This is a genomic window from Tabrizicola soli, from assembly GCF_015999335.1.
Classification (GTDB): Bacteria; Pseudomonadota; Alphaproteobacteria; order Rhodobacterales; family Rhodobacteraceae; genus Tabrizicola; species Tabrizicola soli.
In genome coordinates this window covers 39810-63803 of the sequence record NZ_JAEACP010000012.1, presented here as the reverse complement: position 1 = coordinate 63803, position 23994 = coordinate 39810, and the positions used below count along the sequence as shown (strand labels likewise).

General features: G+C 66.1%; 29 protein-coding genes, 1 tRNA gene and 1 pseudogene. 15 read left to right on the top strand and 16 right to left on the bottom strand.

What is annotated here, in order from left to right:
* The first annotated feature begins 195 nt into the window (after positions 1–195).
* The gene (locus I7S92_RS12585) at positions 196–360 is read left to right on the top strand and encodes a hypothetical protein (protein ID WP_197644985.1); all 165 of its coding nucleotides are present in this window, start codon (positions 196–198) and stop codon (positions 358–360) included.
* A 110-nt stretch (positions 361–470) separates the two neighbouring features.
* On the top strand, positions 471–1022 hold the full coding sequence (locus I7S92_RS12580) for a class I SAM-dependent methyltransferase (RefSeq protein WP_242070198.1): 552 nt from the start codon (positions 471–473) through the stop codon (positions 1020–1022).
* Here the strand turns inward: I7S92_RS12580 and I7S92_RS12575 are convergent.
* Entirely contained in the window at positions 983–1858 is an 876-nt protein-coding gene (locus tag I7S92_RS12575) for a glycosyltransferase family A protein (RefSeq protein ID WP_197644788.1), read from the bottom strand. The two genes, I7S92_RS12580 and I7S92_RS12575, sit on opposite strands and share 40 nt — an antisense overlap.
* A 98-nt stretch (positions 1859–1956) precedes the next feature.
* Here I7S92_RS12575 and I7S92_RS12570 point away from each other — a divergent pair, with 98 nt between their 5' ends.
* From I7S92_RS12570 to lpdA, 9 genes and pseudogenes are all read left to right on the top strand, one after another.
* Complete coding sequence (locus tag I7S92_RS12570; protein WP_197644786.1) at positions 1957–3141, top strand: hypothetical protein; 1185 nt, start codon at positions 1957–1959, stop codon at positions 3139–3141.
* A gap of 263 nt (positions 3142–3404) precedes the next feature.
* Positions 3405–4598, top strand: coding sequence for an ADP-forming succinate--CoA ligase subunit beta (gene sucC, locus I7S92_RS12565; protein ID WP_197644784.1), 1194 nt, complete (start codon positions 3405–3407; stop codon positions 4596–4598).
* Between the two features lie 80 nt (positions 4599–4678).
* A complete protein-coding gene (gene sucD / locus I7S92_RS12560; protein WP_197644782.1) occupies positions 4679–5563 on the top strand; it encodes a succinate--CoA ligase subunit alpha in 885 nt (294 codons plus the stop codon).
* A gap of 61 nt (positions 5564–5624) precedes the next feature.
* A complete protein-coding gene (locus I7S92_RS12555) occupies positions 5625–8591 on the top strand; it encodes a 2-oxoglutarate dehydrogenase E1 component (protein WP_197644780.1) in 2967 nt (988 codons plus the stop codon).
* Between the two features lie 24 nt (positions 8592–8615).
* Positions 8616–9860: pseudogene (odhB, locus tag I7S92_RS12550) on the top strand (2-oxoglutarate dehydrogenase complex dihydrolipoyllysine-residue succinyltransferase); the annotation flags it as partial.
* A 45-nt stretch (positions 9861–9905) separates the two neighbouring features.
* Positions 9906–10418: a hypothetical protein gene (locus tag I7S92_RS12545; protein ID WP_197644777.1), complete on the top strand. Its 513-nt coding sequence runs from the start codon at positions 9906–9908 to the stop codon at positions 10416–10418.
* A gap of 171 nt (positions 10419–10589) precedes the next feature.
* A complete protein-coding gene (locus tag I7S92_RS12540) occupies positions 10590–10985 on the top strand; it encodes a hypothetical protein (protein ID WP_197644775.1) in 396 nt (131 codons plus the stop codon).
* Positions 10982–11377, top strand: a complete 396-nt coding sequence (locus I7S92_RS12535) for an MAPEG family protein (protein WP_197644773.1) — start codon at positions 10982–10984, stop codon at positions 11375–11377. Before I7S92_RS12540 ends, I7S92_RS12535 begins: the two co-directional genes overlap by 4 nt.
* Before the next feature lie 81 nt (positions 11378–11458).
* Positions 11459–12847, top strand: coding sequence for a dihydrolipoyl dehydrogenase (gene lpdA, locus I7S92_RS12530; protein ID WP_197644770.1), 1389 nt, complete (start codon positions 11459–11461; stop codon positions 12845–12847).
* A gap of 86 nt (positions 12848–12933) precedes the next feature.
* Here the strand turns inward: lpdA and I7S92_RS12525 are convergent, their stop codons facing one another.
* The 4 genes from I7S92_RS12525 to I7S92_RS12510 all read right to left on the bottom strand — a co-directional run bounded on the left by I7S92_RS12525 (position 12934) and on the right by I7S92_RS12510 (position 16389).
* Complete coding sequence (locus I7S92_RS12525; protein WP_197644768.1) at positions 12934–13845, bottom strand: pirin family protein; 912 nt, start codon at positions 13843–13845, stop codon at positions 12934–12936.
* Positions 13846–13979: 134 nt separating this feature from the next.
* Complete coding sequence (locus tag I7S92_RS12520) at positions 13980–14801, bottom strand: class I SAM-dependent methyltransferase (RefSeq protein ID WP_197644766.1); 822 nt, start codon at positions 14799–14801, stop codon at positions 13980–13982.
* Between the two features lie 215 nt (positions 14802–15016).
* Positions 15017–15664 carry a GntR family transcriptional regulator gene (locus I7S92_RS12515; protein WP_197644764.1) on the bottom strand — a complete coding sequence of 216 codons (648 nt, stop codon included), beginning with the start codon at positions 15662–15664 and terminating at the stop codon, positions 15017–15019.
* A gap of 32 nt (positions 15665–15696) precedes the next feature.
* Entirely contained in the window at positions 15697–16389 is a 693-nt protein-coding gene (locus tag I7S92_RS12510) for a M48 family metallopeptidase (RefSeq protein WP_197644762.1), read from the bottom strand.
* A gap of 122 nt (positions 16390–16511) precedes the next feature.
* Between I7S92_RS12510 and I7S92_RS12505 the strand changes: the two genes are divergently transcribed.
* Both I7S92_RS12505 and I7S92_RS12500 read left to right on the top strand, forming a co-directional pair.
* On the top strand, positions 16512–16847 hold the full coding sequence (locus I7S92_RS12505; RefSeq protein ID WP_197644760.1) for a TIGR02300 family protein: 336 nt from the start codon (positions 16512–16514) through the stop codon (positions 16845–16847).
* Positions 16848–16950: 103 nt separating this feature from the next.
* A tRNA-Ala gene (locus tag I7S92_RS12500) sits at positions 16951–17026 on the top strand.
* 409 nt (positions 17027–17435) lie between these two features.
* Here I7S92_RS12500 and I7S92_RS12495 read toward each other — a convergent pair.
* From I7S92_RS12495 to I7S92_RS12450, 10 genes are all read right to left on the bottom strand, one after another.
* Entirely contained in the window at positions 17436–17777 is a 342-nt protein-coding gene (locus tag I7S92_RS12495; protein ID WP_197644758.1) for a hypothetical protein, read from the bottom strand.
* Positions 17774–18388, bottom strand: coding sequence for a hypothetical protein (locus I7S92_RS12490; RefSeq protein WP_197644756.1), 615 nt, complete (start codon positions 18386–18388; stop codon positions 17774–17776). The genes I7S92_RS12495 and I7S92_RS12490 overlap by 4 nt, the downstream gene beginning before the upstream one ends.
* The gene (locus I7S92_RS12485) at positions 18385–18540 is read right to left on the bottom strand and encodes a hypothetical protein (protein ID WP_197644754.1); all 156 of its coding nucleotides are present in this window, start codon (positions 18538–18540) and stop codon (positions 18385–18387) included. The genes I7S92_RS12490 and I7S92_RS12485 overlap by 4 nt, the downstream gene beginning before the upstream one ends.
* Complete coding sequence (locus tag I7S92_RS12480) at positions 18537–18830, bottom strand: hypothetical protein (protein ID WP_197644751.1); 294 nt, start codon at positions 18828–18830, stop codon at positions 18537–18539. Before I7S92_RS12480 ends, I7S92_RS12485 begins: the two co-directional genes overlap by 4 nt.
* Positions 18827–19018, bottom strand: a complete 192-nt coding sequence (locus I7S92_RS12475; protein WP_197644748.1) for a hypothetical protein — start codon at positions 19016–19018, stop codon at positions 18827–18829. The genes I7S92_RS12480 and I7S92_RS12475 overlap by 4 nt, the downstream gene beginning before the upstream one ends.
* Before the next feature lie 133 nt (positions 19019–19151).
* Positions 19152–19328 carry a hypothetical protein gene (locus tag I7S92_RS12470; protein ID WP_197644745.1) on the bottom strand — a complete coding sequence of 59 codons (177 nt, stop codon included), beginning with the start codon at positions 19326–19328 and terminating at the stop codon, positions 19152–19154.
* Positions 19321–19539: a hypothetical protein gene (locus tag I7S92_RS12465; RefSeq protein WP_197644742.1), complete on the bottom strand. Its 219-nt coding sequence runs from the start codon at positions 19537–19539 to the stop codon at positions 19321–19323. Before I7S92_RS12465 ends, I7S92_RS12470 begins: the two co-directional genes overlap by 8 nt.
* A 471-nt stretch (positions 19540–20010) precedes the next feature.
* Positions 20011–20439: a single-stranded DNA-binding protein gene (locus tag I7S92_RS12460; RefSeq protein WP_197644739.1), complete on the bottom strand. Its 429-nt coding sequence runs from the start codon at positions 20437–20439 to the stop codon at positions 20011–20013.
* A 60-nt stretch (positions 20440–20499) separates the two neighbouring features.
* Positions 20500–21357, bottom strand: coding sequence for an ArdC family protein (locus I7S92_RS12455; RefSeq protein WP_197644736.1), 858 nt, complete (start codon positions 21355–21357; stop codon positions 20500–20502).
* Between the two features lie 101 nt (positions 21358–21458).
* Entirely contained in the window at positions 21459–21647 is a 189-nt protein-coding gene (locus tag I7S92_RS12450; RefSeq protein WP_197644733.1) for a hypothetical protein, read from the bottom strand.
* On the opposite strand from I7S92_RS12450, the gene I7S92_RS12445 reads away from it, so the two are divergent.
* Positions 21646–22122, top strand: coding sequence for a hypothetical protein (locus I7S92_RS12445; protein ID WP_197644731.1), 477 nt, complete (start codon positions 21646–21648; stop codon positions 22120–22122). The two genes, I7S92_RS12450 and I7S92_RS12445, sit on opposite strands and share 2 nt — an antisense overlap.
* 251 nt (positions 22123–22373) lie before the next feature.
* Positions 22374–23084 carry a hypothetical protein gene (locus tag I7S92_RS12440; RefSeq protein WP_197644728.1) on the top strand — a complete coding sequence of 237 codons (711 nt, stop codon included), beginning with the start codon at positions 22374–22376 and terminating at the stop codon, positions 23082–23084.
* Here I7S92_RS12440 and I7S92_RS12435 read toward each other — a convergent pair.
* Positions 23081–23968 (bottom strand): DNA-methyltransferase, encoded by an 888-nt coding sequence (locus I7S92_RS12435; protein ID WP_197644726.1) that lies wholly within the window; start codon positions 23966–23968, stop codon positions 23081–23083. The genes I7S92_RS12440 and I7S92_RS12435 overlap by 4 nt on opposite strands.
* Positions 23969–23994: the final 26 nt, after the last annotated feature.

Here is a 23994-nt window from a genome sequence, read left to right as displayed (position 1 = left end):
CCCCCTCTGCGGGATGGGCCGGGGATGCGGGGCACGCGCCAGACTCAACCCTTAACGCATCCCTAACGTCCAAACCCAACCCATTGATTTCCCTGCGCTCCACTCCCTGTCCACGCGTGGCGCCACGACACCCCCTTGCCCCCCGCCCGCAAATCCGGCATCCCCAAGGGCCACATTCTTTTCCGGAGGGCCCCGATGGACTACTCGAAATCCGGCAACCCCAAGGGGGCCCGCCGCACCCCCCGCGGACCCGACCACGCCCGGAAGGGCGCGCCCAAGGCCACGACCCCGCCGCGCGAGACCAAGGAAGACCTCCTCGCCCGGATGAAGGCGGCGGCGAAGAAGGACGACAAGAGCTGACCAGGCTCGTCTCGCCCTACCTCGCCCCCGGCTTCTATGACGAGGCTATCGCCAGGGGCCGGCACCGCGACATCGTCGGCGGCCGCTGGGACGAGACCGGACGTGTCCAGATGGCCGCCCTCCTGGCCGAGGGGATGACGCCCGAGGACCACCTTCTCGACATCGGCTGCGGCGCCCTCCGCCTCGGCCACAAGGCCGTCCCCTTCCTGAAACCCGGCCACTACTGGGGCACCGACGCCTCGCTGGCCCTGATGCGGCACGGGCGGCTCCACGAACTTCCCGACCCCGCGCGCCTGCCCGAGGACCGCCTGATCGAGGACGCCGCCTTCGCCTTTCCCGGCGTCCCCGACACGATCACGCTGGCCATCGCCTTCGGCGTCTTCACCCATCTGCCCGCCCCGGCGCTGGCGACGGCCCTCGGAAACCTGCGCCGCTTCTCCAACCTCCGGGCGGCCATCTTCACCGTCTTTCACTCCGAAACACCCGGCCCCGCCCGCCAGCCCGACGGTGTCGTGACCCATCCCGACCGCCCGCCCTACCATGTGGGCAAAGCCGCGACCGAGGCCGCCATCCGCGCCGCCGGCTTCGTTCCCCGGCTGAAGCCGATGCTCCTGCCGCGCGGTCAGGTGCTCTGGTCCGCCACCCCGCCCCAGATCCCATAGGCCCGGCGCATGTGGTCGATGCAGGCCCGGTTCGCAGCCATGCGGTCGGCGCCCTCGATGACCGCCGAATAGAGCGGCGCAACCCGCGACAGGGGCAGGACCGCCCGGGCAAGGTTCAGGCGGCGGTCGGCCCAGATCGGGATGCCCCGCCGGGCAAGGTGTCCCGAAAGCCAGACATCATCCACCGACCAGACCACCGGCGGGATATCGAAGGCGGCATCGTCCAGGAACTCGGGGCGCAGCGCGACGCCCGCATAGCCCTCGGCGATATCGGCATGGCCGGAACGGTCCAGCTTGCGGAACTGCGCCAGCAATCTTGGCTGCGCCGTCCGCGACAGCAGCAGCCGCCCGCCGATGACCCTGCCCAGACGGCGCAGGTGAAAGCCGAACTGCTCGGGAAACCCCGGCGCGATGACGGCCACCGGCTCGGAGCGCGGCGCGGACCATGGCCGGCCCATGCGCTCGAGGGTCGTGGCCGCGGCACAGACCGCCGCTTCGGGATGCTGACGCCGGACCGCCAGAAATCGCGCCGCCCAGCCTGGCGCGTAGTGGTGGTCGTCATCCGCATACAGCAGCTCCACCCCCTGCCCTCGCCAGGCCCGGGCGGCGGGCAGGACCTTGGTCGCGGGGCCGAGGTCCTCCTCCACCCGCACGATCCGCACCCCCTCCGGCACCTCCGGCAAGCCGCCGACCCAGTCCGGAAAGCGCCGGTAGGACCGGGGGATATACAGCTCAACCGCCTCGGGGCGCGAGGTCTGCCGCAGCAGCGAGGCCAGGGCCGGGCCAAGCTGGTGGAAGCGTGGCGGAATCGTCGAGAGCGAGATCACATGACGCATGGTCCACAGCTAGCAAGCCCCGCGCGGCAATGCCATTCCCGACTTGCCCCGCCCCGCCCGCTCCGCCAGACTCGCCCCGACCAAGCCGGAGTTCCCCGATGCGCGCTCTCACGCTCACCCTTGCCCTGCTCGCCGCCCCCGCCAGTGCCGAAACCCTGTCCGAGGAGATCGCCCGCAGCGGCCTCGCCCCGACCGAGGCCCGGCTGGCCGCCCTGCCCGCCCCCACGAACGAAGAGCTCTTCGCCCTTGCCGGCCTGCGCTTTCTCGGCGGGATCGAGGCCGCGCTGCAGTTGCGCTGGCAGACCGGGATGCAATCCGACTGGTCGGAACTGCCGATCCTGCGGCTGCCGATCCCCGAGAACCCCGCCGCGCGGCCCTTCGAGCCGGCCGATTTCACCACGCTGCTGAAGGGGCTGGACGCCGACATGGAGGATGCCCGCACCGCGCTGGCCCAGCTTGGCGACCGGCCCTTCGCGCTGGACATCCGCCTTGCCGACCTCTGGTTCGACATCGACGGCGACGGGGCACGCAGTGCGGGCGAGGATCTGGGCTCGGTCGCCGGGCTCATCCTGGGCGGCGGGCGGGCCACGGGCGCTCCGGTCGACGATCCGGTGATCACCTTCGACACTGCCGATGCCGCCTGGTTGTCGGCCTATACGAATCTCCTGTCCGGCTTCGCCTCGGCCGCGCTGGCCTACGACCCTGAACCCGCGATCCGCCGGGTAATGGAGAGCTCGGTCGCGATGCGTGCGCTCTGGGGCGACGTGCCGCCGCCCAATGCCTTCGACATGATGTTCGGCCGTCAGGTCGACCGCATCGCCATGGTCCTGCACGCCCTGTCGCAGACCCCCGACAAGGCGCTGGCCGCCGATGCCCACGCCCACCTTCTGGCCATGATCGCCGAGAACCGCCGCTTCTGGTCGCTGGTCGCGCTGGAAACCGACAACCGCAACGAATGGGTGCCGAACGCGACCCAGGTCTCGGGCCTCGGCCTCTTCGTCCCGCCCGAGACCTCCGGGCGCTGGCAGGCCGTGCTGGCCGACGCCGAAAAGGCCCTGAACGGCGAGCTTCTGATCCCGCACTGGCGCTATGGCGGCGCGGCCGGGATCAACCTGAAGAAGGCCTTCGAGAACCCGCCCGCCGTAGACCTGGTCAGCTGGATCCAGGGCGAGGGCCTCCTGCCCTATGCCGAGACCGGCACCCGGCTTTCCACCCAGTCCTGGCGCGACTTCGAGACGCTGGTCTCGGGCGACGGCGTCCTGTTCGCCATCTTCCTGAACTGACGGGCGGAAGCCGAGATCCTTTGAAGGATCATGCAGATTTCCTCGAAGAAATTTGTCCCGCCCCCGACCCGGCGATTCGAAACCGGCAGAGGGCGGCCATCGTGTGATCACACGTTTCCTTCTTGTGATCACACGCCGCGAAACTGTGATCACAAGCCTTATTTTTCCGGCCTTTCGCAGCCAAAACCCCGTGATCTCCGTAGGAAAGTGCCGCGAACCATGCGATGAGGCGGCAAGCTTCTCCAACGGACAGGTGCTGCGCCATGAACATCCACGAATATCAGGCCAAGGCGCTGCTGCGCAGCTACGGCATCCCGGTTTCCGACGGCCGCGTCGTCCTGCGGGCCGAGGAGGCCAAGACCGCCGCCGGCGAGCTTGACGGGCCGCTCTGGGTGGTCAAGGCGCAGATCCACGCCGGCGGCCGCGGCAAGGGCCATTTCAAGGAACCCGAGGCCGGCGAGAAGGGCGGCGTCCGCCTGGCGCGCTCGGTCGGCGAGGCCGCCGAATTCGCCCGCCAGATGCTGGGCCGCACCCTCGTCACCCTGCAGACCGGCGCGGCGGGCAAGCAGGTCAACCGCATCTACATCGAGGACGGCTCGGACATCGAGCGCGAGTTCTACCTCGCCCTGCTGATCGACCGCCAGACCAGCCGCGTCTCCATCGTCGCCTCGACCGAGGGCGGCATGTCGATCGAGGACGTGGCGCACGAGACGCCCGAGAAGATCCTGACCATCACCGTCGATCCCGCGACCGGGTTGCAGGACTTCCACGGCCGCCGCGTGGCCTTCGCGCTGGGGCTGACCGGCCAGCAGGTCAAGTCCTGCGTTCAGATCGTCAAGAAGCTCTACCAGCTGTTCCTCGACAAGGACATGGACATGCTGGAGATCAACCCGTTCTGCGTCTTGAAGGACGGCACGCTGCGCCTCCTCGACGCCAAGATGGGCTTCGACGGCAACGCGATCTACCGCCACCCCGACATCGCCGCGCTGCGCGACGAGACCGAGGAGGACCCGAAGGAACTGGCGGCGTCGAAGTTCGACCTGAACTACATCGCCCTTGATGGCGAGATCGGCTGCATGGTCAACGGCGCGGGCCTCGCGATGGCCACGATGGACATCATCAAGCTCTACGGCGCCGAGCCCGCCAACTTCCTTGACGTGGGCGGCGGGGCGACGAAGGAGAAGGTGACCGAGGCCTTCAAGATCATCACCTCGGACCCGAACGTCAAAGGCATCCTCGTCAACATCTTCGGCGGCATCATGCGCTGCGACATCATCGCCGAGGGCGTGATCGCGGCCGTCAAGGAAGTCGGCCTCAAGGTCCCGCTGGTCGTCCGGCTGGAGGGCACCAACGTCGAACTAGGCAAGGACATCATCCGCAAGTCGGGGCTGAACGTCATCGCCGCCGATGACCTGAAGGACGGCGCCGAGAAGATCGTGAAGGCCGTCAAAGGATAACACGTAGGGTGGGCAATCTGCCCACCACCGCCCGGCATGGTGGGCAGATTGCCCACCCTACGAAAGACAAAGGAACCCGCATGTCCGTCCTCGTCAACAAATCCACCCGCGTCATCTGCCAGGGCTTCACCGGCTCGCAGGGCACCTTCCACTCCGAACAGGCCATCGCCTACGGCACGCAAATGGTCGGCGGCGTGACCCCCGGCAAGGGCGGGACCGAGCACCTCGGCCTCCCCGTCTTCGACTCGGTCCATGAGGCCGTCGCCAGGACCGGCGCGGACGCCACCGCGATCTATGTCCCGCCGCCCTTCGCCGCCGACTCGATCCTGGAAGCCATCGACGCCGAGATCCCGCTGATCGTCTGCATCACCGAGGGCATCCCGGTCCTCGACATGATGAAGGTCAAGCGCGCGCTCATCAACTCGAAGTCGCGGCTGATCGGCCCGAACTGCCCCGGCGTGCTGACCCCGGGCGAATGCAAGATCGGCATCATGCCGGGCTCGATCTTCTCGAAAGGTTCGGTCGGCGTCGTCTCCCGCTCCGGCACGCTGACCTATGAGGCGGTGAAGCAGACGACCGACGTGGGCCTCGGCCAGACCACCGCCGTCGGCATCGGCGGCGACCCGATCAAGGGCACCGAACACATCGACGTGTTGGAAATGTTCCTTGCCGACCCCGACACCCATTCCATCATCATGATCGGCGAGATCGGGGGCAGCGCCGAGGAAGATGCCGCCCAGTTCCTCGCCGACGAGAAGAAGAAAGGCCGCTGGAAGCCCACCGCCGGCTTCATCGCCGGCCGCACCGCCCCCCCGGGCCGCCGCATGGGCCATGCCGGCGCCATCGTGGCAGGCGGCAAGGGCGACGCGGGCTCGAAGATCGAGGCGATGAAACGCGCCGGGATCGTGGTCGCCGACAGCCCCGCTGGCCTGGGCGAGGCCGTGCTGAAAGCGATCAAGGCGTAGGTCGGGCTTCAGCCCGACTCTTTCTTGGCGGAGACAACCCCGCCCCACAAGGAAACGCGAGATGACCGACCAATCCCCCACCGCCGCCTTCGCCGCCTCGTCCTTCCTCGACGGGGCCAATGCCGATTACGTCGACCAGCTGGCCGCCCGCCATGCACAGGACCCCGGCAGCGTCGATCCTGGGTGGGCCGAGTTCTTCCGGGCGCTCGGCGACAACGAGGTGGACACCAAGCGCGCCGCGCATGGTCCGTCCTGGGCGCGCGCCGACTGGCCGCCGGTCCCGGCCGACGACCTCACCGCCGCGCTGACGGGGGAATGGCCGGCTCCTCCGGCGAAAGAGGCCAGGGCCGCGGGCGCGAAGATCGCCGCCAAGGCCGCCGAACAGGGCGTGCAGATCAGCGAAGACCAGATCCAGCGCGCCGTGCTCGATTCCATCCGCGCGCTGATGATCATCCGCGCCTACCGGATCCGCGGCCACCTCGCCGCCGACCTCGACCCGCTGGGCATCGCCGCCAAGCCCCCCCACCCCGAGCTCGACCCCGCCTCCTACGGCTTCACCGAAGCCGACATGGACCGGCCGATCTTCATCGACAACGTGCTGGGCCTGACTCATGCCTCGATGCGCGAGATCCTCGACATCCTGAAGCGCACCTATTGCGGCACCTTCGCGCTGCAATACATGCACATCTCCGACCCCGAGCAATCCGCCTGGCTGAAGGAGCGGATCGAGGGCTACGGCAAGGAGATCGCCTTCACCCGCGAGGGCCGCAAGGCGATCCTGAACAAGCTGGTCGAGGCCGAGGGCTACGAGAAGTTCCTCCATGTCAAGTACATGGGCACCAAGCGCTTCGGCCTCGACGGCGGCGAGGCGCTGATCCCGGCGATGGAGCAAATCGTCAAGCGCGGCGGCGCGCTGGGGGTCAAGGACATCATCATCGGCATGCCGCACCGCGGCCGGCTGAACATCCTCGCCAACGTGATGCAAAAGCCCTACCGGGCGATCTTCCACGAATTCCAGGGCGGCAGCTACAAGCCCGAGGACGTGGATGGCTCCGGCGACGTGAAATACCATCTCGGCGCCTCATCGGACCGCGAGTTCGACGGCAACAAGGTCCACCTCTCGCTCACCGCGAACCCCTCGCACCTCGAGGCGGTGAACCCGGTCGTCCTCGGCAAGGTCCGCGCCAAGCAGGACCAGATGAACGACGTCGCGGAACGCGTGGCGGTGCTGCCGATCCTTCTGCACGGCGACGCGGCCTTCGCCGGCCAGGGCGTCGTGGCCGAATGCCTCCAGCTTTCCGGCATCAAGGGCCACCGCACCGGCGGCTGCATCCACATCATCGTCAACAACCAGATCGGCTTCACCACCGCTCCGTCCTTCAGCCGCACCTCGCCCTACCCGACCGACATCGCGCTCATGGTTGAGGCGCCGATCTTCCACGTCAACGGCGACGACCCCGAGGCCGTGGTCCATGCCGCCCGCGTGGCGACCGAGTTCCGCCAGCAGTTCCACAAGGACGTGGTGATCGACATCTTCTGCTACCGCCGCTTCGGTCACAACGAAGGCGACGAGCCGATGTTCACCAACCCGGCGATGTACAACCGCATCCGCAAGCAGAAGACCACGCTGCAGCTCTACACCGACCGTCTTGTCGCCGACGGGCTGATCCCCGAGGGCGAGATCGAGCAGATGAAGGCCGCCTTCCAGGCCCGGCTGAACGAGGAATTCGAGGCCGGCAAGGCCTTCCTGCCGAACAAGGCCGACTGGCTGGACGGGCGCTGGAAGAACCTCGCCACCAAGGACCTGAACAACTACCAGCGCGGCGAGACCTGGATCAAGGCCGAGACGCTGGCCGAGGTCGGCGCCGCCCTGACCCGCGTCCCCGACGGCTTCGACATGCACAAGACCGTCGCCCGCCAGCTCGAGGCGAAGAAGGAGATGTTCGCCAAGGGCCAGGGCTTCGACTGGGCCACGGCCGAGGCGCTGGCCTTCGGCTCGCTGCAGACCGAAGGCTTCGCCGTCCGCCTCTCCGGCCAGGACTGCACCCGCGGCACCTTCAGCCAGCGCCATTCCGGCTGGGTCGACCAGACCACCGAGGAACGCTATTACCCGCTGAACCATATCCGCGCCGGCCAGGCGCGGTATGAGGTCATCGACTCGATGCTTTCCGAATACGCCGTCCTCGGCTTCGAATACGGCTACAGCCTGGCCGAGCCGAACGCGCTCACCCTGTGGGAGGCGCAGTTCGGCGACTTCGCCAACGGCGCGCAGATCATGTTCGACCAGTTCGTGAACTCGGGCGAATCGAAATGGCTGCGGATGTCCGGCCTCGTCGTCCTGCTGCCGCACGGCTTCGAGGGTCAGGGTCCGGAACATTCCTCCGCGCGCCTGGAACGCTTCCTGCAACTCTCGGCCGAGGACAACTGGATCGTCGCCAACTGCTCGACCCCGGCGAACTACTTCCACATCCTGCGCCGCCAGCTGCACCGGACCTACCGCAAGCCGCTGATCCTGATGACGCCGAAGTCGCTCTTGCGCCATCCGATGTGCATCTCCCGGGCCGAGGATTTCACCGACGGCTCGACCTTCCACCGCGTCCTCTGGGACGATGCGCAGAAGGGCAACTCGACGCAGGTGCTCAAACCCGACGACCAGATCAGGCGCGTCGTCCTCTGCTCGGGCAAGGTCTATTACGATCTCCTCGCCGAACGCGACGCGCAGGGGCTGGACGATGTCTACCTCCTGCGAGTGGAACAGCTCTACCCGCTGCCCACGATCTCGCTCGGCCAGGAGCTTGCCCGCTTCCCGAAGGCGGAATTCGTCTGGTGCCAGGAGGAACCGAAGAACCAGGGCGCCTGGCTGTTCGTCGAGCCCGACATGGAGACGATCCTGACCCGGGTGCGCGGCAAGACCACCCGCATGTCCTACGCCGGCCGCAAGGCCTCGGCCTCGCCCGCCACGGGCCTGGCCTCCCGCCACAAGCACGAACAGCAAACCCTCGTCGCCCAGGCCCTCGGCCTGAACTGACCTTGGAAAGACCGGAGACTGACAATGACTGACGTTATGGTGCCCGCCCTTGGCGAATCCGTGTCCGAGGCCACCGTTTCGACCTGGTTCAAGAAACCCGGCGACGCCGTGAAACAGGACGAGATGCTGTGCGAACTCGAGACCGACAAGGTCTCGGTCGAGGTGCCCTCCCCCGTATCGGGCGTGCTGGCCGAGATCCTGGCCCCCGAGGGCACGACCGTCGCCGCCAACGCCCGCCTCGCCATCGTGACCGAGGGCGCCACCGCCCCGGCCCAGAAGCCCAAGACCCAGGATCCGAAGATCGAGGCCGCCGCCGCCGTCGGCTCGCCTGGCGCCGGGACCGAGGAAGTCACCCCCCGCGCCGACGTCGAGAACGCCCCCTCCGCCAAGAAGGCCATGGCCGAGGCCGGGCTTTCCGCCGATGAGGTCAAGGGCACCGGCCGCGACGGCCGCGTGATGAAGGAAGACGTCGCCAAGGCCGTGGCGACCCCCGCCCCCGCCGCCGCCGCGCCGACCGCCGCGCCCGCCCCCGCCGCCGTTCCCCGCGCGCCGGTCCCGGCCGAGGATGCGGCGCGCGAGGAACGCGTCAAGATGACCCGGCTGCGCGCCACGATCGCGCGCCGCCTGAAGGACGCGCAGAACACCGCCGCGATGCTGACGACCTACAACGAGGTCGACATGTCCGGCATCATGTCGCTCCGCAACGAATACAAGGACGCGTTCGAGAAGAAGCATGGGGTCAAGCTCGGCTTCATGTCCTTCTTCGTGAAGGCCTGCACCCATGCGCTGAAGGAAGTCCCCGAGGTCAACGCCGAGATCGACGGCGGCGACATCGTCTACAAGAACTACGTCCACATGGGCGTGGCCGTGGGCACGCCCTCCGGCCTCGTCGTCCCGGTGGTCCGCGACGCCGACCAGATGGGCTTTGCCCAGATCGAGAAGAAGATCGGCGAGCTTGGCCTGCGCGCCCGCGACGGCAAGCTCAGCATGGCCGAGCTCCAGGGCGGCAGCTTCACCATCTCGAACGGCGGCGTCTACGGCTCGCTGATGTCCTCGCCGATCCTGAACCCGCCGCAGTCCGGCATCCTCGGCATGCACAAGATCCAGGACCGCCCCGTGGTGGTGAACGGCCAGATCGTCATCCGGCCGATGATGTATCTGGCGCTGTCGTATGACCACCGGATCGTGGACGGCAAGGGGGCGGTGACCTTCCTGGTGCGGGTGAAGGAGGCGCTGGAGGACCCGAGGCGCCTGCTGATGGATTTGTAAGTTGTCGGAAAAGCCCGAAAGTATCGTCTATAGGGAGTAACTTCCATGTGGCCTTTCAGTCGCTCCGCGAAGCCAGAAGAACAGACCAACAAAGCACCTTCAGGTCGCCGAGCCCTGGATGCCGATGGTGTTCTGCGCCTCTTTCGATCATTGGCGACACTTGGGATCAACGCTTCGGAATCGAAAGACAAGGAGATGCTAGTTGCCATCTCGGCTAGCAAGCTTTCTTCATCATTGGAAGTGCAATCCGGCAGGGAAGTCCAACTCCCGACGAAGGGCCTTTTCTTGATGATAGCAAGTAACCACCTTTCGGCATGTTTGGGATCAGATTTTGAGAAGTCTGCGCTTGCGGCAATCTTTCGTCACTTTGATTTCCCGGAAAGCGATGATATCGCATTCATAATCCAAATATACAATAAGTTTTCTCAGGCTCGCGCTCCATTCATGGAGGACGTAGGAAATGCGGTCTCAATTTGGTGTATGAGCGCAAATGAAACGACTTATCAGAATCTCTTGAAACGCTTCATTGCGCTTGATGTTGCATTTTCAGAAACTTGAGCAGGCGCTTGAGTCTTAGGGTGCGCTACAGCGCACCATCCCACGGTGCGCTGTAGCGCACCCTACGAAAGCCATCGGATGCACCGCCCCGCCGCCACCGCCGCGACAAGCGCCTCCCCTCCCCCTCGTGGGGCGGGAGCGGGGGGCCGCCCGCTGGCCCTCCTCGCGGCCGTGACACTCCTCGCCACCCCCGCCGCCGCCCAGATCATTCCCACCGGCTCCCCCACCGCCGATATCCTCCTGACCACCGCGCTCTCCGAGCAGCGGGTCTTCCTCACCTGCACCGCGCTGGATGCGGCCGACCACGAGACCGCCCTCGCCTTCTGGCAAGACGATGTCGGTGCCGCGCTCGCGCTTCTCGCCGAACGGAACGTGCCGGCCCAGGCGATCCAGGCCTTCCGCACCGCCGCCCGGCCCGAGGCGCTGATGCCGGCCCCCGACACCCCCTTCGCCGAAGTGCAGGAATACTGCGCCGCCCAGGACGGATGGTCCCGGCGCTGGCACCGCCGCGACTTCACCGAACTCGCCCGCGCCCTGCCCGAAGCCATGCCCGAGGCCGGACCATGACCCCCGAACTGACCGCCCTGGCCCTCGCCGGTCTCTTGCAGGCCCTGCAATACGCCCTGTTCGCGATCCCCGCGAACCGCGAACTCGGGGTGGGCTATACCTCCAGCGCCCGCGACCGCCCGCCCTCGCGCCAGCTCTCCCTCATCACCGCCCGCCTGCAGCGCGCGCTGAACAACCATTTCGAGGCCCTGATCCTCTTCACCCTCGCAGTGGTCGTCGTGACGCTTGGCAACCAGTCGACCGAGGTCACCCGCCATGCCGCCTGGACCTACCTCGCCGCGCGCCTGCTCTACGTCCCCGCCTATGCCTTCGGCTGGCGCCCTTGGCGCTCGGCGATCTGGGCGGTAGGCTTCCTCGCAACCCTCATCATGCTGGTGGCAGCTCTCATCTGACACCTTCTTCTGTTCACAAATATCCCACGGGGGTCCGGGGGTGTGAAACCCCCGGCCCGCCGGTCAACCAAGGACCCGACCATGGCAGAATTCGACACCATCATCATCGGCGCCGGCCCCGGCGGCTATGTCGCCGCCATCCGCGCCGCGCAACTCGGCCAGAAGGTCGCCGTCGTCGAGGGGCGCGAGACCCTGGGCGGCACCTGCCTGAACGTCGGCTGCATCCCGTCGAAGGCGCTCCTGCACGCCACGCACCTGCTGCACGAGACGCATGAGAACTTCGAGAAGATGGGCCTCATGGGCGCCAACCCCACCGTCGACTGGGCGAAGATGCAGGCCTACAAGGCCGATGTCGTCCAAGGCAACACCAAGGGGATCGAGTTCCTGTTCAAGAAGAACAAGGTCACCTGGCTGAAGGGCTGGGCCACAATCCCCGTCCCCGGCCAGGTCAAGGTCGGCGAGGAGACCCATTCCGCGAAGAACATCGTCATCGCCACCGGCTCCGAGGCCTCCTCCCGGCCCGGCGTCGAAATCGACGAGCAGACCGTCGTCACCTCCACCGGCGCCCTCACCCTGGCGAAACCGCCGAAGTCGATGGTGGTCATCGGCGCGGGCGTGATCGGACTGGAGATGGGCTCGGTCTACGCCCGCCTCGGGACGCAAGTCACCGTGGTCGAATACCTCGACGCCATCACCCCCGGCATGGACGCCGAGGTCGCCAAGACCTTCCAGCGCATCCTGACGAAGCAGGGGCTGAAGTTCGTCCTCGGCGCCGCCGTCCAGTCGGTCAAGAAGACCAAGACCGGCGCGACCGTCAGCTACAAGCTGAAGAAGAACGACTCCGAGGCCACCCTCGACGCCGACATCGTCCTCGTCGCCACAGGCCGCAAACCCTACACCCAGGGCCTCGGCCTCGAAGCCCTGGGGGTGGAGATGGGCCCGCGCGGCACGGTCAAGACCGACGCCCATTTCGCCACCAACATCCCCGGGCTCTACGCCATCGGCGACGCCATCGCCGGCCCGATGCTCGCCCACAAGGCCGAGGATGAAGGCATGGCCGTGGCCGAGATCCTGTCCGGCAAGCATGGCCATGTGAACTACGGCGTGATCCCCGGCGTGATCTACACCACGCCCGAGGTTGCCTCGGTCGGCAAGACCGAGGAGCAGCTGAAGGAGGAAGGCCGCGCCTACAAGGTCGGAAAATTCCCCTTCATGGGCAACGCCCGCGCCAAGGCCGTGTTCCAGGCCGAGGGCTTCGTCAAGCTCATCGCCGACAAGGAGACCGACCGCATCCTCGGCTGCCATATCATCGGTCCGGCCGCGGGCGACCTGATCCACGAGGTCTGCGTCGCGATGGAATTCGGCGCATCGGCCCAGGATCTCGCCCTCACCTGCCACGCCCATCCGACCTACAGCGAAGCGGTGCGCGAGGCGGCGCTGGCCTGCGGCGACGGCGCGATCCACGCCTGACCGGACCGCTCGTCGATGACTTCGTCACTCCTCGCAGCGGTTCAGCCGGCGAGGAGGAGACGAAGTCGAACGACGAGCCCTTTACGTCAATGCGCCGGACGGATGAAGGTCCCGTTGCGCAATTCGGTGAAGGCCTGGCGCAACTCGGCCTCGGTGTTCATCACGATCGGCCCGGCCCAGGCCACCGGCTCCTCGATCGGCGCGCCCGAGACCAGCAGGAACCGCACCCCCTCCGGCCCCGCCGTCACCCCCACCTCGTCCCCCGCCCCGAAGCGGACCAGCGTGCGGTTGCCGGAAAGGTCGCGGATGTTGACCTCGCGGCCCTGCACTTCCTTCTCCAGCAGCACCCCTTCGGGCCGCGCCGCATCGCGGAAGCTGGCCGATCCCTCGAAGACATAGGCGAAGGCCCGGCGGCGGGTGTCGATCTTGAAACTCTTGCGCTTGCCCGCGGGCACGAAGACGTCCAGATACTGCGGATCCGCGGCGATCCCGTCCACCGGGCTTTTCACCCCGCGCCAGTCGCCGATCACCACGCGAATGCTGGTGCCGTCGTCCTCATGCCGCTCGGGCAGCGCCTCTGCCGGCATGTCCTGATAGCGCGGCGCGGTCATCTTCAGCGCCTTGGGCAGGTTGCCCCAGAGCTGGAAGCCGTGCATCCGGCCCTGCGCATCGCCCTTCGGCATCTCCTGGTGCAGGATCCCCCGCCCCGCCGTCATCAGCTGCAACGACCCCGGCCCGAGGATGCCCTTGTTGCCCAGGGAATCGCCGTGCTCCACGGTCCCCGCCAGCACATAGGTGATCGTTTCGATCCCCCGGTGCGGGTGCCAGGGGAAGCCGGCCGAGTAGTCGCGCGGCTGATCGCCCCGGAAATCGTCGAACAAGAGGAACGGGTCGGCTTCCGTCGGGTCCTGGAACCCGAAGGCACGGTGGAGGTGGACGCCCGCGCCTTCGATGTGAGGTTGGGCGCGGCGGGTCTCGATGACGGGACGGATGGACATGGGTCTCTCCTGATGAATGGCTTGCGCTGAAGATGGGGCAGTGCGGCCACCGCGCCAATGCGTAAATCGACATGGCTTCTGTGAGATCACGCACAGAAGCCGGTAAAGCCGGTCGGCCCTGGACTCCGGGCAGTTCAGGGGCTGGACCGCTCGGGCCTTGCGACATGGGTCGGCTCGATCATCACCGGCCGGAACCTGGGAAACCCTGCATCCGCTTCGGCGGCGGCATCGACATGGGCGAAAGACGCGAAGAACCGTTCGATCCCGAAAGCCTCCAGCGTAAGATCCGCATAGGCCCGGACGATCGAGTCATAGCGATCCCGCAGCACCCGATTGCCAGGCGACAAGCCCCTGACCAGGACGAGCCCGGTGGGCGAGCAATCCAGCACCTCGACGGCAAGGTCCGGCCGATGCTCTTGCAGGATGGGAAGCAGTTTCCAGACATCCCCCGTCCAGGGCAATCCGCTCCGGTCCGAATAGTCGCGGCTGGTCATCGCAAGGTCATAGGGACTGCAATCATGCATCAGGATCACGCCGTCCTCATGCGAGCGGTCCTCGGTATTCATGAAGTCCCGCAGCAGGAATTCGAACAGGTGCATCCCGTCCAGGAAGCTGGCCGAAAGCCGGATCGCATTCCGCTCCAGAAAACCCGACGCGAAGAAGTCGTCGCTGGTCTGCTGGAAGGCGAACATGGCGGGCTTCGTGCCGATCACGTTGCGCTCGACCTGGAAGAAGGGGTCCACCGCGATCGTCCGTCCCTGGGCGTGCCGGAAGATCTGGCCGGAACGGCAGCCGATCTCCATGTACCAGTCGAAGGCCGCCCGGGCATGCAGCCGCTCGAAGAAAGTCACATAGCGCAGGCCGCTGGCGCCTCGGAATCCGGGCGCAACCTCGATCTTCCTGCTTCGCGCGACTATGCGCTTCAGCGATGCCTTGATCCCGGTCGATGTTGTCATGCCCAAACTCGAATTGGCGGAACGTCCGCGCCAGATTCGCCGATCCCGACCGCGCCCGCAAGTACGCTGATACTGGCCGGCCGTCGGGCCCAATCCCCAGGGGGCAGGCGAAAAGCGGACCCGCGGTGCCTGGCCAGAGTTCCTAATGCTTCGTTAACGCCCACGGCCAACCATTTGATATCCTTGCGGTCGCAAGACTGTGCACGCGTGGACACTCACCCCGCCAGATGCCGCAGCCCCTGGGTCACGTCGGTCCTGACTGCCAGCCGCAGGCCCGGCTCGTCCCCCGCCTTCAGGGCCGCCAGGATCATCCGGTGGTGTTGCGGCGGCTCCCTCCGCTTGACCCGGGAATAGAGCGCCCGCATCGTCGGCCCCAGCTGCAGCCAGACCGTCTCGCACATCGCCAGCATCGCCGGGGTCTGGGCGCGCAGGTAGAGGGTCCGGTGGAACTCGAGGTTGGTGCGCACATAGGCCACCGCATCCCCCTTCACCGCCGCCTCGCCGTTCATCAGGTTGATCGCCGTCAACCGCTCGATCAGCGCGAAATGGGCGCGGGGGAGGGCTCGGGCGGCCATTTCCGGCTCCAGCAGCGCCCGGATCGCGGCCAGTTCCTCGATCCGCTCGGGCGTAAGCTCGGGCGTCGAGATCCGGCCCGAGGAGGACAGGGTCAGCGCCCCCTCCGCCACCAGCCGCCGAACGGCCTCGCGCGCGGGGGTCATCGAGACGCCATAGGCCCGCCCCAGGCCCCGCAGCGTCAGCGGCTGGCCGGGGTCCAGCTCGCCATGCATGACCTGCTGGCGCAGCGACCGATACAGTTTCTCATGCGCGGCGGCGTTGGGATCGGTGGGGCGCGGGGTCAGCATGGGCCCGAGGGAACACCCCCCCGCCGCAGGGGTCAATCCTGAAAGCGAAAGCGGTGCAGGGTCGAGCCATGCTCATGCAGCCAGCCGCGATGCTGCCGCCAGTCGGGGCAGATCCCGGTCACGACCCGCCAGTAGGCGGGCGAATGGTTCAGCTCGACCAGATGCGCGACCTCATGCGCGGCGACATAGTCCAGCACCGCGGGCGGGGCGAGGATCAGCCGCCAGGAATACATCAGCCGCCCGTCCGGCGAGCAGGAGCCCCAGCGCGAGCGGGTGTCCCGCAGTGCCAGCGAGGAATAGCTGCGCCCGACCCGGGCCGCATAGCGGGCCGAGGCGGAGGCGAGGCGGTCGCGGGCCAGCACCTTCAGCCAGGCGGCCACCCTTGCCCCCGCCAAAGCGGGATCGCCCGGGACCAAGAGCTGCCCGTTCTCGACCCGCAGCCCGCGACCCGAGCCCGGCGCCAACAGGAGCGGCAATCCCTCGACCGGGAGCGTCGCCCCAAGGCCGACGGTGCGCGCCGCCGTCTCGGGGATCGCCGAGAGGGTCTGCCGCAGCCAGCCCTCCTGCCCGCGCAGGAAGGCCATCGCCTCGGCCTCCCGCGCGCGGGTCGGAATCGAGAGCGTGACCTTGCCGTCCAGCCGCGAGACGCGCAGCGAGAATCGCCGCGCCCGCGCGGACCGCTTCAGATGCACCTCGACCGGCGGAGAACCCGGCAGGACCGGCATGGAAACCCCTTGAATGCTGGCGCGAGAATAGCCACTTGCCGGGCGAAGCAAAAGGCTTTGACAGTCGCCCGCACCTGTGGCAAGCGGCGTCATTCCGCCACCCACCACTCAAAGGGACGACCATGCCCAAGGAAGAATGGGGCACGAAGCGCATCTGCCCGACCACCGGCAAGCGCTTCTACGACCTGAACCGGACCCCGATCGTAAGCCCCTACACGGGCGAGGTCGTGGACATCGAATCCGTCCGCCGCAAGATGGCCGCCTCGGTCATCTCGCGCGCCGTTCCCGACAAGGATGATGACGTCCTGGTCGAGGATCTGGAGAATGAAGACGCGCTCCTGGAAGGTGCGGCCGCCGACGACAGCGAGCTGGACGATGATCTTCTGGAAGACGATGCCGACGACAATGTGTCGCTGGACGACCTGGCCGACGTGCCGGGCGACGAAGAGGAAGTGTAAGGGAACGCCGGGTGAAAAAAGGCGGAATTTTCCGCTTGCGCCCCCCGGCGACCTACCCTAAACACCCGGCATCGCGACGGCGACGGCGCGAGTTCTCTCCGGTGGGGTCATAGCTCAGATGGGAGAGCGCTTGAATGGCATTCAAGAGGTCGGGGGTTCGATTCCCCCTGGCTCCACCAACTAACTCGCCCCGCAAAGGGTGAAAAGACGATCTAAAACAAGACGATAGACAAAAACGCCGCCCCAAAAGGGCGGCGTTTTGCTACATCTTTTGCTCAGAATCGGCTCACACCAGGTTGGGTGTTTGCTCGGTTTTTGCTCGGATTAGAGCGGCCACCCTGTCGCGTATTGCCTGGGCCGCACTCATCACAGCCCATGAGTCCGCAAAAACATTATCCCCAAGAAGATCGTATAGTCGGTATTGCTCGTCCGGGGCCATAAGGATGTGGTCCCACTCATCGCTCCAACGAACCTCAAAGACCTCATGCCCCTTTGCGGCCCAATGGAGGAGTGCGTGCGCGCTCTTGTTTGGAACCAGGACGGGCTCGCAGCCACGCCTGACGGCGAAGAAGAAGGCGCGGTGGTCAGTCATGGCGCCACCTGTTCGGCCTGCGCCGCCGCCATCCATGCCAGCCGCTGGTGGGCAGTCAGCTGTGCCACGTGCGCCCTGAACTCCACCCAAAGAGGCCGGGCCTCTTCGGGCAGGCCGAACGGGTAGCGGCTGCTGTGATCGTAGAAGGCGCCGCCCACACCACCGCCGCCACCCCCAAGGATCCCGCCCCTCGGGTCAGGCATGAAGCGGAACAGGTCGCGGACCAGCTCGCCGCCAGCGGGGAGCAGATACGCCCACTGGATGTGTTCGGTGTTGTCCTCGCGCGGGATGGCTCTGATGCGAAGGCGGTCGAGCGAGAAGGTGAAGGGGTCGGTCATGATGCAACCGCCTCTCGGTGCTTCGGCGGTATCTGCCGGCGCGCGACGGCGGCGAACATCGCCATGCGCTTGTGGGCGGACAGCTTGAACCACAGATCCTCGGCCGTGCCGGGCTCGACCGGTCCCTGCGGCGTCATTGGGACCTCGTGACGGCCGTGGTCCTCGCGTCTTTCACCGGTCCAGACATTCCCGGAGAGGCCGAAGATCCGAATCCGGATGGTGCCGGGCTTGTTGCCTGGGCGGGACGGGGCCACGAGGTATTCGTCGTCCCGGCCGTCGAACGCGACGGCCTCGATGGGGACCGGGCCCTGCCGCAGGACGCGCTTGCGCCACACCTCCTCACGTTCGGCGTCTGCACGGCGGGCCTGCTCCGCACGCTCAAGTGCCGCCGATCTGCGCTGCTCGGGTGTCTCCCTTTCCAGGCTTTCGAATATTCTGGTGACGTCAAACCTGAAGGCGTCCGTGTCGAAGCCCGCGGCCGCCTTCCTCGCGGCCGCGCGCCCTTCCCGCGCGGTCACCTTCGCGGCCGCCCGTTCCTGGGCGCGGCGGACTTGGCGCGACGGCGCCGGCTCGGCGGTTGAGAAGAAGAAATCCGTGAGGTCGGACATCATGCCGCACCGCCTTCCGCCAGCAAGGCAATCGCAGCGGCCAAGACCACCACAAGGCCACAGAGGGCGGCCTGCTCGGGGCTCTTCCTGCTGCTGAAAATCGTCTCCAGCGAGAAGTGGACCATGACGAAGTAGAGGAATGGGACTGCGCTCATGCCGCACCGCCTTCCACAGCCGGCTCAAAGCCCTCGGCGTCCACCTCGTCCAGGAACACCGGCGAAGGCGTCTTCGGCGCGATGGACACCACCGCCACCCGCGTGTCCCAGATCTTCACTACCTCGCCCTCCACGGCGACGCCGATGAACTGCGCCGGGATGCCGCTTTCGAGCGACGCCAGCGCGCGCAGGGTATCCAGCCCGGCGCCGATGCGGCGGGCAAGGGCGTCGTGGGTTTTGGCGGCCTTGCGTTTCTGGGCGACCTGGGCCCGTTTGACGGCGCGGTTCATGCTGCACCGCCTTCCAGAGCAAGGAAGGCATCCAGCTCCTGCTGGGCTTTCCTTGCCTTCTTCTCGGCTTTCTTGGCGCGCTTCCGAAGAACGGCCTCGACCTCATCCCGCGTCATTGCGACATTTTGGGTCCGGTCGTCCCCGGCATCGTCGCTGACGTAGTAGCTGGCGAAGTAAATCTTGCGCATGTCCCTGTTCCCTCTGGGTTTGTTGGTTGCGATCAGGAAATAGGGACACGGAAACCGATCCAAAAAAGAAACCGGCACCGCATTGCGCGGTGCCGTTAAGTGCCTGTTTTGTATGGGCTTATATTGCAGAATATCAGGCAGCGGCCGGTGGGTCGTCGTCGGGGCCGGACTCCTCGACCAGGGCCAGGAACGCCGCTGGTTCCATGCGGGTGAGCGGCGGCTCGTTGGCGTTCGCGCGCCCCTTTATGACGAACCGCATGTCCACCAGCGGCATGACGAACACCCCAATGGGGCGCCAGGTTTCACTCATCGCGCCGGTCCAGGAGCTTCGTGTGGTAGAATAGGGGGTTGCCGGTGGCGGCGGTCCACACGACGTCCAGGATGCGGATGGCGACCCGCACCAGGAGCATGATGATGAGCCAGCCAGCGGCGCCCGCGGGGCCTTGGATTGACCAGACGATGACCAGGCCGACGAATGCGACGATGGCGAGAATAGCGTTCAAACGGCCAAGCCAGAACATGCTGGGGCTCCTCTATGTGTGTTGAAATTAACGTCGCAGGTGCACGCCACTATCGGCGATAGTGCTGCGTAGCTGCGCCGCAAAGCAAAGGGCGGCCCGAAGACCGCCCCGCCCCTGTTGACCATGGTCGGGACCACCAAGCTGGGAAAACGTGCCCCTCTCCAGCCGGGGATTGGCGGGGCAGCCCCGTCGAGCTGCCCCTTTCGATGGCGGGCCACTATACGGCGCCGTAGTGGCGCCTGCGCGTTTGGCCTCTTATCTGACTGCCACCAAATCTTCCGGGATATACCGCCCGGCCGGTTGGAGCTGCGTTGGCGCGCCGCCCCGGTGGACTGTCTCGCCGTCCCTGCGCGTCGTTCCTCTGTTTCCGCCATATGCAACCCGATGCGGGCTGGGGGCACGGACAGAGGCTTGATAGGACCCTTGCGGGAGGACGGGTGACGCCACCTGCCCCAGGATCGCCCCCGGAAATCAGAACGGGATCTCGTCGTCGCCGTATGTGTCGGTGACCGCCGCTGCCCCGCCGGAGGCCTGACGGCCAAGGGGAGATGTGGACCCGGCCCCAGCGGCGCGGCGGTCGTCCGAACCCGCTGCGTCGCGGGGGCCGATGAGTTCCAGGATGTTGACACGGACCTGCAGGTCCAACTTCTTGGCGCCCTCGTTGCCCCATTCGTTGGTCGAGAACTCGCCCGAGAAGAACACCTGGCCGCCGACCTTGAGCCGGGTCTCCATGGTGCGGGCCATCGGGCCCCAGATTTTCAGGCTCAGGAAGTCGGTCTTGCGGCGGTCGCCCCACCCGTTGTCGACGGCCACGCGGGCTTCGAGGACCTCGGAGTTGCCGGCGGCGCGGATCTCGCCAACCTTGGCGATGCGACCCTGTGCGGAGATGATGGCGGTCATGGTGTCATCCTTTGTTTGTTGCTTGATAAGCAGATGGGACAAAGCGCGCGCGATCCCAAATCACGCCGCGCTTTTTTCCTCTTCCCCTTGAAAAGACAGAAGGAAATCAGCTGCTTTGGTGGCTTTCGCTGCGGCAGTAAACACGGCGCGCGGGTCGGATTGCAGGACCTTCAACCAGGACGCCACGTATTCGGCGTGATCCGCTCGCGGCTCGTTGCTGACGCCCAGATCCGCGCACAGGAACGCCGCCGACAACTCGGCGACCAGCTCCTCGAACGCATACGCTTTGTCCCCGAAGCGCTGCCCGAACTGCCGGTCCAGCCTGGATGTGTGGCCAGTCCAGTGGGCTGCCTCGTGCAGGAGCACGCTCTGGTAGGCGTCGGCCAGAAAGAAGCTGGACAAGGGCGGCATCGCGACAAAGTCCTGTTTCGTGTGGTAAAACGCGCGCCCACCGCCGATACGAAGATCGACGCCGGCGGCCGCCACGAGGCGCTCGGCCGCGCAGGGCTCGCGGTTCGGCTCGGCCGCCCTGGCCTCCCAGCCGTCAACCTGATCCGCGTTGAACGCGTAGGACGTTTTCAACACGAAACGTTTATTGGCGTCCTCTTCACCCTCAGCCGGCGCCTCGTTGCGTGGAAGGTCTTTCCAGAACACGATGAGGCTCGCACGCTCGCCCTTCCGGACCTTCGCGCCGGCCGTGTTCCACTGTTTCAGCGTGCCCCACAGGCTCGAAACATAGCCCCGTTCCTGGGCGCTTGCCCACAACGACAAGGTGTTGATTCCCCGATACGCCCGCTGCGAAGCGATGTTGACAGGGCGCCCGCCGGTGTTGTGCCAAGGCATCCGATAGCCCGACCCGTCCACGCCCTGGCGAATCGCCTCGGCGATTTTTTCGGTGATCTGTTGATAGGCACTCATGCGCAACCTCCGACTTTCTCAACACGGGAAAGACGGAAGGTGGCGGGTGCCGAGAGCCTACAACACCTTGAAATTGCATCGTTTTGATGGCCGTCTTGCGGCTAAATAATTCGTTGCGTGCGTCCGTTGCGTAATTCGCTATCGGCGAACTTTGCAACGGCAATCCCCTTGTTTATCCACGGCGTTGACGACCCGTTGCGCCACGCCGGATAACCGTTTATAAGGGGGTAGAACTTGAGGAACGGCGCTATGAGCAGATCAGGATACCAGACACGCATCAAAAGCCGCATGGCCGACCTCCGCGCGACAATCGCAGCGGCACAGGCGGAGCTTGCGGAACTGGAAGTGGCGGAGCGCGTCCTGGAACGGCTCTCCGAGGGTGGGGCTGGTTTTGGCCCCGCGACCCAAGATGTGGTGGCGTCGGCCCCAAAGGAATCCAAAGAGCAGACAGTCGCCGAGGCGGCGATCTACGGACTGCGCACGCGCGGACCGATGAACTCGGCCGACCTCTTGTCCTTTCTTCACGTCACGTGGCGCTCTGACCTTGCGCAAACAACACTGACGTCAACACTCTCGCGCACCAAAAAAGAGGGCCGGCTTGTTTTTGAGGATGGCCTGTGGTCCGTTCCCGCTACAATCGATGATAGCGGCAATGCCGACGGTGCCGACGACGACACAGACCTGAGCGACCTGCTTGGGGATACGAGATCAACGACGGGCGAGACGCTTGGCGGTGACGCGCCCGTCGCTGATGTGTTCAGGTAGCAGCAGAGGAGGGGATCCCCATGAAACCGCCACCATGACCCTTCCCGGTTGCGCCTGTTCGCGACAGGCGCCGCCGGCAGCCCCACAGGGGGTAGTCCTACCAGGACAGGAAGGCGGGCCGGATATCCGACCCGCCTTTCTGTTGTTTGGTATACTCCGAACTGCGACGGAACGCAAATTTTCCGTAGGGTCGGCTGGTGCATAGACACGAAGCGCACCGGGCGGATAGTGTCCCCCAAAAAGGGGACTCCATGACGGTAATCATTCCGGGCCTTACGCCCGCGCAGCTTCACTGGGTCAACTCGGTAGTGGCAAAGTTCCAGGCGCCGCGCACCTTTTGGGCGGATCCGACGTCCGACATTATCAACGCCGACGTGCTGGAATCCCTGGGCAACATCCTCCTCATCCACCACGCGTTTTCGCGCCAGGCGCTGTCGAAAGACCGCTTCGAGTTCGCCTTGGAACAGTCGCTGTTGCAGTGCCAGATCCCCGCGAAGCTGACCAAGTCTCGGACCAATCCAGGCGCCGACATCGAGATACGTGGCGTGCCATGCTCGCTGAAGACAGAGGCCGCAGCGAACATCAGCCGCACCAGCGTCCACATCTCCAAATACATGGAGCTGGGTAAGGGGCCATGGCTCCTGCCGGACCTTCGCGACAAGTTCCTTCACCACCTCCGTTCCTATGAACGGATCTTCACCTTCCGCCACGTTGGCCAGTTGCCTGGCCGTATGGAATACGAGCTGTTGGAGATACCCAAGGACCTCTTCCTTATGGCAGCCAACGCCCGATTGATCATCCAGGAGGGTTCCAGGCAGACGCCCAAACCAGGCTATGGCTACGTCGAGAACGGGCCGCAGCTGCTGTATGCGCTCTACTTCGACGGTGGATCGGAGAGGAAGCTCCAAATCAAGCACCTGGACCGGAACCTCTGCCGGCTCCACGCCACCTGGATCTTCTAACGACCGCGCAACAGGCGGGCGCGCGCCAGTTCGGCATACTCGGGCGACAGCTCGACACCCACGCAGTCCCGCCCAAGCTCGTTGCAGACCACCCCGGTGGTTCCGCTTCCCAGAAACGGGTCCAGGACCCTATCGCCCGGCCGACTGCCGCCCTGGACGCACAGGCGGACCAGCGCGCGCGGATACACGGCGAAGTGGCTGCCTGGATAAGGCTCGGTGTTGATGTTCCAGACGGTGCGGCGGTTCTTGCCGGGCTGCGGGCCAACGGCCGGCTCTTTGATGGCCAGGTGGTCGAAGAAATACTTCTCGGACTTGGAGAACAGGAACACGTATTCATGGGAGCGTGTCGGCCGGTCCTTCACGGACTCTGGCTGGCAGTTCGGCTTGTTCCAGATGATGTCCGTGCGCAAATACCAGCCATCGTCTTGAAGCGCGAAGGCCAGGCGCCACGGCACGCCGATCAGGTCCTTCGGCTTCAACCCCTCGGGCGTCGGGGCACGATACGACATGGCGCGGCCCTTGTTCTTCGCGTCGGTGTCGCGCCAGGTCCGGCCCCCGCTGGTGTAGCTGTCTCCTATGTTCAGCCAAAGGGTGCCGTCCTCGCGCAGCGTGCGGCGGACCTCACGGAAGAGGTCGACCAGATCCTTGATGTAATCCCGAACATCGATCTCGGCGCCGATCTGGCCCTCCACGCCGTAGTCGCGCAGGCCCCAATAGGGCGGCGACGTCACGACTGTCTGGAAGTGCCCCTCCGGAAAATCAGCCAGGATCCTGCGAGCATCGCCGACCACAATCTCGGTGCGGTTGCGCGGGTGGGCCGCCAGCTCTTCTTCCGCGGTGCGGACATGCTCATGCCCAAAAAGGGATGGGGTATCTTTCATCATCGGGACGGGATTCCTTTGGTGGGTCA

Coding starts and splice junctions, on each gene's coding strand:
- I7S92_RS12585 (WP_197644985.1), top strand. CDS start 196: ATGGACTACTCGAAATCCGGCAACCCCAAGGGGGCCCGCCGCACCCCC.
- I7S92_RS12580 (WP_242070198.1), top strand. CDS start 471: ATGGCCGCCCTCCTGGCCGAGGGGATGACGCCCGAGGACCACCTTCTC.
- I7S92_RS12575 (WP_197644788.1), bottom strand. CDS start 1,858: ATGCGTCATGTGATCTCGCTCTCGACGATTCCGCCACGCTTCCACCAG.
- I7S92_RS12570 (WP_197644786.1), top strand. CDS start 1,957: ATGCGCGCTCTCACGCTCACCCTTGCCCTGCTCGCCGCCCCCGCCAGT.
- sucC (WP_197644784.1), top strand. CDS start 3,405: ATGAACATCCACGAATATCAGGCCAAGGCGCTGCTGCGCAGCTACGGC.
- sucD (WP_197644782.1), top strand. CDS start 4,679: ATGTCCGTCCTCGTCAACAAATCCACCCGCGTCATCTGCCAGGGCTTC.
- I7S92_RS12555 (WP_197644780.1), top strand. CDS start 5,625: ATGACCGACCAATCCCCCACCGCCGCCTTCGCCGCCTCGTCCTTCCTC.
- I7S92_RS12545 (WP_197644777.1), top strand. CDS start 9,906: ATGTGGCCTTTCAGTCGCTCCGCGAAGCCAGAAGAACAGACCAACAAA.
- I7S92_RS12535 (WP_197644773.1), top strand. CDS start 10,982: ATGACCCCCGAACTGACCGCCCTGGCCCTCGCCGGTCTCTTGCAGGCC.
- lpdA (WP_197644770.1), top strand. CDS start 11,459: ATGGCAGAATTCGACACCATCATCATCGGCGCCGGCCCCGGCGGCTAT.
- I7S92_RS12525 (WP_197644768.1), bottom strand. CDS start 13,845: ATGTCCATCCGTCCCGTCATCGAGACCCGCCGCGCCCAACCTCACATC.
- I7S92_RS12520 (WP_197644766.1), bottom strand. CDS start 14,801: ATGACAACATCGACCGGGATCAAGGCATCGCTGAAGCGCATAGTCGCG.
- I7S92_RS12515 (WP_197644764.1), bottom strand. CDS start 15,664: ATGCTGACCCCGCGCCCCACCGATCCCAACGCCGCCGCGCATGAGAAA.
- I7S92_RS12510 (WP_197644762.1), bottom strand. CDS start 16,389: ATGCCGGTCCTGCCGGGTTCTCCGCCGGTCGAGGTGCATCTGAAGCGG.
- I7S92_RS12505 (WP_197644760.1), top strand. CDS start 16,512: ATGCCCAAGGAAGAATGGGGCACGAAGCGCATCTGCCCGACCACCGGC.
- I7S92_RS12495 (WP_197644758.1), bottom strand. CDS start 17,777: ATGACCGACCCCTTCACCTTCTCGCTCGACCGCCTTCGCATCAGAGCC.
- I7S92_RS12490 (WP_197644756.1), bottom strand. CDS start 18,388: ATGATGTCCGACCTCACGGATTTCTTCTTCTCAACCGCCGAGCCGGCG.
- I7S92_RS12485 (WP_197644754.1), bottom strand. CDS start 18,540: ATGAGCGCAGTCCCATTCCTCTACTTCGTCATGGTCCACTTCTCGCTG.
- I7S92_RS12480 (WP_197644751.1), bottom strand. CDS start 18,830: ATGAACCGCGCCGTCAAACGGGCCCAGGTCGCCCAGAAACGCAAGGCC.
- I7S92_RS12475 (WP_197644748.1), bottom strand. CDS start 19,018: ATGCGCAAGATTTACTTCGCCAGCTACTACGTCAGCGACGATGCCGGG.
- I7S92_RS12470 (WP_197644745.1), bottom strand. CDS start 19,328: ATGAGTGAAACCTGGCGCCCCATTGGGGTGTTCGTCATGCCGCTGGTG.
- I7S92_RS12465 (WP_197644742.1), bottom strand. CDS start 19,539: ATGTTCTGGCTTGGCCGTTTGAACGCTATTCTCGCCATCGTCGCATTC.
- I7S92_RS12460 (WP_197644739.1), bottom strand. CDS start 20,439: ATGACCGCCATCATCTCCGCACAGGGTCGCATCGCCAAGGTTGGCGAG.
- I7S92_RS12455 (WP_197644736.1), bottom strand. CDS start 21,357: ATGAGTGCCTATCAACAGATCACCGAAAAAATCGCCGAGGCGATTCGC.
- I7S92_RS12445 (WP_197644731.1), top strand. CDS start 21,646: ATGGCCGACCTCCGCGCGACAATCGCAGCGGCACAGGCGGAGCTTGCG.
- I7S92_RS12450 (WP_197644733.1), bottom strand. CDS start 21,647: ATGCGGCTTTTGATGCGTGTCTGGTATCCTGATCTGCTCATAGCGCCG.
- I7S92_RS12440 (WP_197644728.1), top strand. CDS start 22,374: ATGACGGTAATCATTCCGGGCCTTACGCCCGCGCAGCTTCACTGGGTC.
- I7S92_RS12435 (WP_197644726.1), bottom strand. CDS start 23,968: ATGATGAAAGATACCCCATCCCTTTTTGGGCATGAGCATGTCCGCACC.